The following is a 9,043-nucleotide window of genomic DNA, read 5'->3' on the forward strand; positions in this document are numbered from 1 at the left end:
CGACCATAGAGAGTGCCCTGCGGTCCGCGCAAAACCTCCAGCCGCTCCATGTCGAAAAATTCCTGCTCGAAGAAGCGATTCTGAATCATCCCGGTATTATTGAAGCTGACAGCGACGCCTGGATCGGTCGTGGCGGAAATGGCCTTGGTGCCGATACCGCGAATCGAAATATTGTAGCTTGAGAAGTTCGATTTACTGAAAGTCAGGTTCGGAACCGCGCGCATGATGTCGGGACCGCCCTCGATCTTCTGCTCCTCCAGATTCTTCTGCGACAGCGCGGTGACGGCGATCGGCACGTCCTGCACCGATTCCACGCGCTTCTGGGCGGTGACGACGATTTCGTTGGCGGTGTAGCCGGTGTCCGGCGCGGGGTCGGCCGCTGCGGAAGTCGCCAGCGCCAGCGTCCAGGTGCGCCCATCGCTCGACACGACGCGCAGTCCCGCATCGGCGGCCGCACGGCGAACAGCCTGATCGACGCTCATCGCCCCCTTGATCGCCCGGATCGTCTTGCCGCGCACCGCCTCTTCGCTGACGAGAATCTGAATGTCGGCCTGCTCCGCGAGTGCGGGGATGCCGGTGGCGGCGGACTGCGCCGGGACGTCGAAGCTCTTGGTCTGGGCCATCGCGGGCGTCGCAACCGCCACCGCACAAATTGCCGCCGAAGACGCGAGCGCGCCGCGAAGATCGCGATACCGCATATTATCCTCCCCCATGTAATCCGGCCCGATCATTCGGGCTCACATGGACAACGATGCGTGAGCGAAACTTTTTTGTAATTTTTTCTGAAAAAATCCGTCAATCCGACGACAGGATGATCCGGTCGGCGGTGATGACGGCGCGAGAATCCGTCAATATCTCAACGGCGTGCGCGAAGGCGTCGGGTTCGTTCGTGCGAAAGCGGCCGATCATCTTTTTTTGCCCGAGCGCCGCGTCGGAAAGCTCGATCTTGCGAACATTGTAGCGGTTGAACTCGGCCACCGCCTCCGCAACCGTGTCCCCGTCGAATACAAGCTGGCCGGTGCGCCATGCCAGCGCATTGTCGATTTCCTCGCTCGCAGCGGCAATGGACACCACGGCTTTGTCGGGTGCAATGAAGGCGCGTGTCCCCGCCTTGACGCGGCGGATATTGGCTTCGTCCCCGACGCGCCACACCTCGACGACGCCCTCGGTCACTCGCACATCGACGCCGTTCGCTTCCCGCCTGACGGAAAAGGCCGTGCCGACCGCGCGAACGCGCACGTCGCCGATTTCGACGACGAACGGCCGCGCCCGATCCTTGGCGACCTGAAACCACGCCTCGCCGCCCTTGAGCGCGATCTGGCGCAGCTTCGGCTTCATAGTCACGTCGAGCGCGGTTTGCGTGTTCACGGCGGCAAGCGAGCCGTCGCTTAGCGGCACCCGCCGGATTTCCCCTATCGCCGTCTGGATTTGCTCATCCGGCGCAGCGAAGAAATCCATGCGCGGAAGGCCGACCACCAATGCGGCGGCAGCGGCGGCGGCGGCACCGCCGCCCAATATGACACGCCGCCTTGAAAACCAGCCGCCGCCAGCGGCGGCCACCTCGTAAGCTAGCGGTTGTCCGGCGCGAAGGACGCTCGCGCGGTCGAGCATGTTCCATGCGACCTTGGCACGGAAATAGGCGCCGCGACGGCGATCATCACCCGCGAGCCACGCCTTGAGTTCGGCGCGCACGGCAGGGTCATGGCTCTCGCGGTCCATGCGAGCGACCCACTCGACCGCGCGATCATTGATCGCTTGTGCTGTTTCGCGTTCGCTCATCATATCCCATTCTTGCCATTGCTCGCGCGGTCTTGCGATCACCATCGGCTATCGACTGCAATATCAGCTTCATGCCCTTGGCAACCTCATTCCCGATCACAAATTCCGTAACGCCAAGCTGCTCGGCAACCTCGCGCTGCGACAGTCCATCAACCTTGCGAAGCTCGAAAATCCTTCGGCAGCGGTCGGGCAGTTCCTCGATAAGACGCTGCACCCTTTCCAGTTCGCGCCGGGCGGCGACAACCCGTTCGGGTGTCGGCTCGTCCATTGCGATCCCTGTGTTCTCGATCTCCGTAACCGATTCAATGCTGACCACGCGCGCGCGGCGCAATCGCATGAGAACGATGCTGCGCGCCGCGGTGAAGAAATAGGCGCGACCGCTGGCGATATGGCTCACGCCTTTCAGGCCCGCGATCTGGCAATAGGTTTCCTGTATCACGTCTTCCAGATCGTCAGGATCGAGCGTGCGAAGAAGCCAGGCGCGCACGTCCGCTTCGTGCGGCAGGATTTCCCGCCCCACCCAGGCCATGATCTGCGCGCGCTTCTCCCGGTTCACGTCATTCGACTTTTTCGCTCCCGTTCACCCCAACGATGCACGACGGAGGATTTCCCGTAAATTTTGTTCAAATTTATTGGATGCTGATAATCTACATCCCAATCATCCAAGCCCGAAACCAAACAAAAAATGCACCGCCGCGCATCGTTGGAAGGAGTAGGAGAATGCGAGGCCATGAACGATGAGGCGACGATAACACGGCAAGAACTTTACGATCTCGTCTGGCAGAAGCCGATGATACGCCTTGCAGAAGAATTTGGGATTACCGACCAACAGCTTGCCAGCCTGTGCAAGCGAGAGGCGATTCCGCGGCCGCTCCGGGGCCATTGGAACAAGCTCGCATTCGGCAAGCAGGTTGGTGCAAGACCGCCGCTTCCATCCGGAAATCGAGGCGTAGATGCGATCGTCTTTCGCATATCGGACTTGTCGGCCCCTCCCGCGACGCCCAAATCGCAGGTCGATCGGCATAAGGCAAAGATTCCGCCGGTTCGGATTTCTGAGCGGGTGTTTCATGCGCACCCGGTCATCGCCGAGCGTATCGCTTGCCGAAAAGCGGATATACGCGCCGGCAGGGAATATTATGACTGCGGCACCCGCGCGTGGGAGAAGATAACGCCCTTCAACGATGCTGATCGGCGCCTTTTTTGCGTTCTCAATGCTATTTGCCAGAATCTCGAGGCGCATGGAGTGGCGGTAAGCCGCAATGAGCGCGGCGAACTGACCGCACGTTCGGGCTGTGATGCAATCGTGTTTCAGCTTCGCTACCGAATGAAACGGATCAAGACGTCAAGGATGCCCGACTCCTGGGACATTCGACCCAAAGGGGATGACGTCGTTCGCCGCGATCTCGAAGCGACGGGCAATCTCATATTCGAGATGACAAGTTGGATGCCTTCAGGCTTCCGCCGCAAGTGGTGCGAGGGTTCAACCTATCGCATGGAACAGTTTGCCAGCGACATCGTGGCGACCCTGATCTTCGCGCTCCCGGCTATCGCTGCCGAACGCGAAGCGCGGGAGGAAGGCAGGCGCCTTTCAGAAATGAGGATGAGGCGGCAAAGCGAACTGGAAGCGCAGCGACGCTTGGATAAAAATCGCTTCCGGCAGCTCGCCGAACATGCCGCAGCATGGCGTGAAACGTCACTGCTGCGCCGCTTCGTTGCGGCCATACGTGAGGCCGACCTCGACATGGAAATGGTGATCGAGGGCAAGACCATCGCGCGATGGCTCAACTGGGCGGAGGTTGCGGTCGACCGTCACGATCCGCTTTTACACCCGAAGAGCGTGATCGAATCCATTGCAGCCGTGGATCGTTGGACCTATCCAGACTGACAAGCAGTCCGCCCGAACGCCTTGCACCCACGGATAGTTTTTCGGGGTCCAGATTCTGAGCGGACTCTAAGTTCTTCCGCAAACGATCGAGTTCATCCGACCAGAATTGCATCATCTGGACGCGCTCGTCCCAATACTCGCCTCTGGCATAGGCGCGCCGCACCGCGTTGCCTTCGGCATGCGCGAGTTGCCGTTCGATCGCATCGGGATTCCAGCGGCCCATTTCGTTGAGCAGGGTGCTTGCCATCGCGCGGAAACCATGCCCGGTCATTTCATCCTTCGCGTAGCCGAGACGACGGAGCGCGCCGTTGATGGTGTTTTCCGACATGGGGCGACTGGCCGAGCGTAGCGAAGGAAAAAGATAGGAACTCAAGCTGGCATCATATTCCAGCATGGCGATGATTTCCAAAGCCTGCCGGGAAAGCGGAATCTTGTGCGCCCGGCGCATCTTCATTTTGCTCTCGGGGATCGTCCACACCGCTTTGTCGAGATCAAACTCTCTCCATTCGGCATGGCGGAGTTCGCCGGGGCGAACAAAAACGTGGGGCAAGAGGCGCAGCGCGATCAGCGTGGACGGATGGCCCTCATAGCTCTCTATCGCTCGCAGCAACGCGCCAACCTCTGCTGGTGTGGTAATGGCGGCGCGATGCGTCACCTTTGGCGTAATCAACGCCCCGCGCAAATCGGCGGCGACATCGCGATCCGCTCGAACAGTGGCGATCGCATAGCGGAAAACCTGACCGCATATGCTTCGCAGGCGAAGAGCGGTTTCATGCTTTCCCTTCGTTTCATATTTGCGAAGCAGGGTCAGCAATTCAAACGGCTTGATCTCTGCAATCGGCCGATGCCCGATAAACTGGTAGGAAAAGTCCAGCAGCCAACGATTCTTCTTGAGCGTGGCTGGCGAGAGACCTTCCTTCGTGACCTTGGCGAGCCATTCCTCTGCGACGGCCTTGAACGTGTTTGCCGCCGCTACGCTTGCTGCCGCCTTTTCCAGCCTGGCCTGCTCGGCTGGATCGCGCCCGGTGGCCAGCAATTGCCGAGCTTCGTCGCGCTTGGCTCTGGCTCCGGCAAGGCCAACATCAGGCCAAGCGCCAAAGGACAGGGTCTTTTGCTTTCCAAGGAAGCGGTAGTTCATCCGCCAACATCGTCGCCCCGAAGGGTTCACGAGAAGATATAGCCCGCCCGAATCACCCAGCTTATATGGCTTATCGCGGCCCTTCGCCGCCTTGATCGCTACCGCCGTCAGCATGATGGTATCTCTTCCATGACTGCTTCGGACATACCATCAAATATACCCCCAAATTGTCGGGGTGCGACGAAATACGCCCGTATCAACACGGACGGTGATAGCACAAAAAATGGGAGAAATCAGCCGTTTTTTGGACGTTGCCGGACGTCCTCGGAAGAGCCTCTGGAGCGGGTAGCGGGAATCGAACCCGCCTAGCTAGCTTGGAAGGCTAGAGCATTACCACTATGCTATACCCGCTCACCCAAGGTCGGCGGCGATTGCCATCTTGCCTTCGTTTCGTCAAGCGCGGCATTGAGAACATCGTGGCAACATGCTAGTCGGGCCCGGTGGAAGATGCCGAAGACCAGGCTGCGGACGACGCGGAACCCCGGCTCCGCAAGATCATCCATGTCGACATGGATGCCTTTTACGCGTCGGTCGAACAGCGCGACGACCCGCGCCTGCGCGGCAAGCCCGTCGCGGTCGGGGGATCTTCGCGGCGCGGGGTGGTCGCGGCGGCGAGTTATGAGGCGCGCAAGTTCGGGGTGCGCTCGGCGATGCCCAGCGTCACCGCAAAGCGCCAATGCCCCGAGCTGATCTTCGTGCCGCCGCGCTTCGAGGTGTATCGCGACATTTCGCACCAGATCCGCGCGATCTTTCGCGACTATGCCGACGAGGTCGAGCCGCTGTCGCTCGACGAGGCCTATCTGGATGTAACGGCCGACAAGGCCGGGCTCGGCAGCGCCACGGCGGCCGCGAAGGCGATCCGCCGCCGCATCCGAGAGGAAACCGGGCTCACCGCTTCCGCCGGCGTCTCGTACAACAAGTTCATCGCCAAGCTGGCGTCGGACCAGAACAAGCCCGACGGCATCACCGTGATCCCGCCCGGCAAGGGCGCGGCCTTTGTCCAGACGCTGTCGATCCGCCGCTTCCACGGCATCGGCCCGGTGACCGCAGCGAAGATGGAAGGGCTCGGGGTCTTCTCGGGCGCCGACCTTGCGGACAAGGACCCGCGCTGGCTCGCGGAGAATTTCGGCAACAGCGCCGAATGGCTGTTCAACCTGGCGCGCGGGATCGACCATCGGCGGGTGAAGTCGAACCGGCCGCTGAAATCGCTGGGCGGCGAGCGCACCTTTTTCAACGATCTGATCAGCGACACCGAAATCCGCGAGGCGCTGGCGCATGTCTGCGCGGTGGTGTGGGACCGCGCAGCGAAGAAGGGCGCGCGCGGGCGGACGGTGACGCTGAAATTGCGCTACGCCGATTTCAAGACGATCACGCGCGCGAAGTCGGTGCCGGCGCCGATCGCCGACGGCGCGGCGTTGCTCGCGGCGGGCGAGGCGATATTGGCGCCGCTGCTGCCGACCGAGTTGGGGATAAGGTTGCTGGGGCTCACCTTGAGCAAGTTCGAGGGCGAGGAGGATGAGGAGGATGGCGGCACCGAAGTGACGGGACCGGCCGACTTGCTGAGCCTTATTTGATCGTCATTGCGAGGAGCGAAGCGACGCGGCAATCCAGAGCCCGCGTAAACCGCTCTGGATTGCTTTGCTTCGCTCGCAATGACGCGCTTATTGAAGGCCCTATTCCGCCAAAGCCCCCAGCCGCCGCTCTTTCGTCGCCGTAAAGCGGATATCCGGATTGCGCTGGGTGATATAGCCGACTTCCCAGCCGTCCTTCGCCATGAACACCGGCGCGCCGTCGCGGTCGGTGGCGCTGGCGCCGCGATGTTCGGACTGGAAGGCCTTCATCTTCGCGGCATCGTCCGAAGCGATCCAGCGCGCGGTTTCCCATGGCGACTGCTCGAGCTTGGCCTCAACCTTGTACTCGGCGTCCAAACGGCTGATCAGCACCTCGAGCTGGAGCTGGCCGACGACGCCGACGATCATGTTCGACCCGATTTCGGGGTAGAAGACCTGAATGATCCCCTCCTCGGCCATGTCGTCGAGCGCTTTGCGCAATTTCTTGGTCTGGGTCGGATCGACGAGCGCGACGCGGCGCAGCAGTTCGGGGGCGAAATTGGGCAGCCCGGTGATGGTGATATCGGTGCGCTCGGACAGCGTATCGCCGACGCGCAAGGTCCCATGGTTCGGGATGCCGATGATGTCGCCGGGGAAAGCCTCCTCGGCCATTTCGCGGTCCTGCGCGAGGAACAGCATCGGGCGGCTGATCGCGATCGCCTTGCCCGTCCCGCCCTGCATCAGCCGCATGCCGCGCTCGAACTTGCCCGAGCACAGCCGCATGAAGGCGATGCGGTCGCGGTGCGCGGGGTTCATATTCGCCTGTACCTTGAACACGAAGCCGGTGACGGCGTCGTCGGTCGGGTCGACCGGCGCGGGGTCGGCGGGCTGCGGCTGCGGCCCCGGCGCGTGCGCGGCGAGCGCGGCGAGCAGATCGGTGACGCCGAATTCCTTCAGCGCCGAGCCGAAATAGACCGGGGTCAGGTCGCCATTGCGATACGCCGCGCCGTCGAAGGGGGCGTAACAGGCCGACGCCAGCTCCGTCTCTTCCTTGAGGTGAGCGAGCGCGCCCGCCGACAATTCCGAAGCGAGCGCAGGGTCGTCCAAGCCCGCCACCTTGGCGCGATGCCCTTCGTACATGCGTGAGGCATCGCCGCCCGGGCGCATGATCGCGGGGTCGGCGAGATCGTAGATGCCCTCGAACTGGCCGCCCATGCCCGCCGGCCAGTTCATCGGGCACACGTCGAGCGCCAGCCGGTCGGCGACCTCGTCGAGCAGCTCGAACGGCGGCAGGCCTTCGCGGTCGACCTTGTTGATGAAGGTGATGATCGGCACCGAACGCAGGCGGCAAACCTCGAACAGTTTGAGCGTCTGCGGCTCGATGCCCTTCGCGGCGTCGATCACCATCACCGCGCTGTCGACCGCGGTCAGCGTGCGATAGGTGTCTTCGGAGAAATCCTCGTGCCCCGGGGTGTCGAGCAGGTTGAAGATCAGCCCTTCATGCGCAAAGGTCATCACCGACGAGGTGACCGAAATCCCGCGCTGCTGCTCGATCTTCATCCAGTCGGATCGCGCGCGCCGCGCAGCCCCGCGCGCCTTGACCTCGCCCGCGATATGGATCGCGCCGCCGGCGACGAGCAATTTCTCGGTCAGCGTCGTCTTGCCCGCGTCGGGATGCGAGATGATGGCGAAGGTGCGGCGGTCGGGATGCGGGGCGATCATGGCGGCGGCGGTTAGCAGGTGCGGCGGGGCGTGGAAAGAGGCTGGCGCCGCGCCGGCTTTAGCAATTGCGCGCCCCACGCATCTCTGTCATTCTGGCCGTGCCATCAAAGCGTTAGGAGACGCCCCCCATGTCCCTGTTCCCCAGGATCCAGAGTCCCTGCCCCTATAAGGGCAAGCTCAGCGACATATTGGATGGCGACATCTGCCGCCTGTGCGACCGCGAAGTCCATGACATCACCGACCTGTCGGTCGCCGCGCGCCGGGCGCTGGTCGCCGGATGCAGCGACGAGATTTGCGTCAGCTACAAAGTATCGGCCAAATCGGCGCTGGCCGCGATGGCGCTCAGCGCGAGCATGGCGACGCCCGCCTTTGCCCAGGTCGACGAAGTGCTGGCGAACAATGGCGAGCCGACGAGCGGCGAATATTGCCTCGACGATATGCAGATCATCGTCGGCGGGCTGAAAGCGCCGGGCGCGGTCGAATGGCTGACCGCCGACCTCGATGACAGCCTACCCGACATGCCGGTCGTCTATGACGACGAGCCCGTAGCGCCGTCGACCGCCAAGGCGGTACCGGCATCAACCTCATCCGACGATACCGCCGATGATGGCGCGCAGGACGACCGCGATCCGCCGCCGCTGGTCAAGGATCGACCGGCCGCTTCCTGACTTCGGCGATCACGCGCCAGTCGAGCAGCGCCGCGACCTGATTGGCTTCGACCATCGCCTCGGGCTCGCCGTCGCCGAGGCTGAGCGCGATATGCGTCGCGTCGAAGCCGTTCAGCGAGATATCGAAGCTTTTCCAGCGCCCGTCGACAAAGGCGATCACCCAGCTGTGCGGCATGAAGGCGTTGCTCGCGCCATGATAGCGCCCCGGCGAAAAGACGAGGCCATGGACGACGCGCACCGGAATGCCCGCCGCGCGGCCGAGCGCCGCCAGCACCAGCGCATCCTCGGTGCAGTCGCCGGC

At 62.7% G+C, this 9,043-nt stretch carries 9 protein-coding genes and 1 tRNA gene; 3 read left to right on the forward strand and 7 right to left on the reverse strand.

What is annotated here, in order from left to right:
- The 3 genes from ACREB7_RS19710 to ACREB7_RS19720 all read right to left on the reverse strand — a co-directional run.
- On the reverse strand, window positions 1–698 hold a 698-nt coding region (locus ACREB7_RS19710; protein ID WP_431593964.1), incomplete at its 3' end, for a TonB-dependent receptor plug domain-containing protein.
- A 97-nt stretch (window positions 699–795) separates the two neighbouring features.
- Entirely contained in the window at window positions 796–1,782 is a 987-nt protein-coding gene (locus ACREB7_RS19715; RefSeq protein WP_431593965.1) for a FecR family protein, read from the reverse strand.
- Window positions 1,745–2,335 carry an RNA polymerase sigma factor gene (locus tag ACREB7_RS19720; RefSeq protein WP_218000097.1) on the reverse strand — a complete coding sequence of 197 codons (591 nt, stop codon included), beginning with the start codon at window positions 2,333–2,335 and terminating at the stop codon, window positions 1,745–1,747. The genes ACREB7_RS19715 and ACREB7_RS19720 overlap by 38 nt, the downstream gene beginning before the upstream one ends.
- Before the next feature lie 174 nt (window positions 2,336–2,509).
- Here ACREB7_RS19720 and ACREB7_RS19725 point away from each other — a divergent pair, with 174 nt between their 5' ends.
- Window positions 2,510–3,664 (forward strand): hypothetical protein, encoded by a 1,155-nt coding sequence (locus ACREB7_RS19725; RefSeq protein ID WP_431593966.1) that lies wholly within the window; start codon window positions 2,510–2,512, stop codon window positions 3,662–3,664.
- Here the strand turns inward: ACREB7_RS19725 and ACREB7_RS19730 are convergent.
- Window positions 3,561–4,919 carry a tyrosine-type recombinase/integrase gene (locus tag ACREB7_RS19730; protein WP_431593971.1) on the reverse strand — a complete coding sequence of 453 codons (1,359 nt, stop codon included), beginning with the start codon at window positions 4,917–4,919 and terminating at the stop codon, window positions 3,561–3,563. The genes ACREB7_RS19725 and ACREB7_RS19730 overlap by 104 nt on opposite strands.
- A gap of 160 nt (window positions 4,920–5,079) precedes the next feature.
- Window positions 5,080–5,153, reverse strand: a tRNA-Gly gene (locus tag ACREB7_RS19735).
- Window positions 5,154–5,242: 89 nt separating this feature from the next.
- Between ACREB7_RS19735 and dinB the strand changes: the two genes are divergently transcribed.
- Window positions 5,243–6,376, forward strand: coding sequence for a DNA polymerase IV (dinB, locus tag ACREB7_RS19740; protein WP_431593967.1), 1,134 nt, complete (start codon window positions 5,243–5,245; stop codon window positions 6,374–6,376).
- 99 nt (window positions 6,377–6,475) lie between these two features.
- On the opposite strand, the gene ACREB7_RS19745 is transcribed toward dinB, so the two are convergent.
- Window positions 6,476–8,074, reverse strand: a complete 1,599-nt coding sequence (locus tag ACREB7_RS19745) for a peptide chain release factor 3 (protein ID WP_431593968.1) — start codon at window positions 8,072–8,074, stop codon at window positions 6,476–6,478.
- A 128-nt stretch (window positions 8,075–8,202) separates the two neighbouring features.
- Here ACREB7_RS19745 and ACREB7_RS19750 point away from each other — a divergent pair, with 128 nt between their 5' ends.
- The gene (locus ACREB7_RS19750; RefSeq protein ID WP_431593969.1) at window positions 8,203–8,742 is read left to right on the forward strand and encodes a hypothetical protein; all 540 of its coding nucleotides are present in this window, start codon (window positions 8,203–8,205) and stop codon (window positions 8,740–8,742) included.
- On the opposite strand, the gene ACREB7_RS19755 is transcribed toward ACREB7_RS19750, so the two are convergent.
- A partial coding sequence (locus ACREB7_RS19755; RefSeq protein WP_431593970.1) for a transglutaminase domain-containing protein occupies window positions 8,717–9,043 on the reverse strand: 327 nt, incomplete at its 5' end. The genes ACREB7_RS19750 and ACREB7_RS19755 overlap by 26 nt on opposite strands.

Source organism: Sphingopyxis sp. (assembly GCF_050725615.1).
Classification (GTDB): Bacteria; Pseudomonadota; Alphaproteobacteria; order Sphingomonadales; family Sphingomonadaceae; genus Sphingopyxis.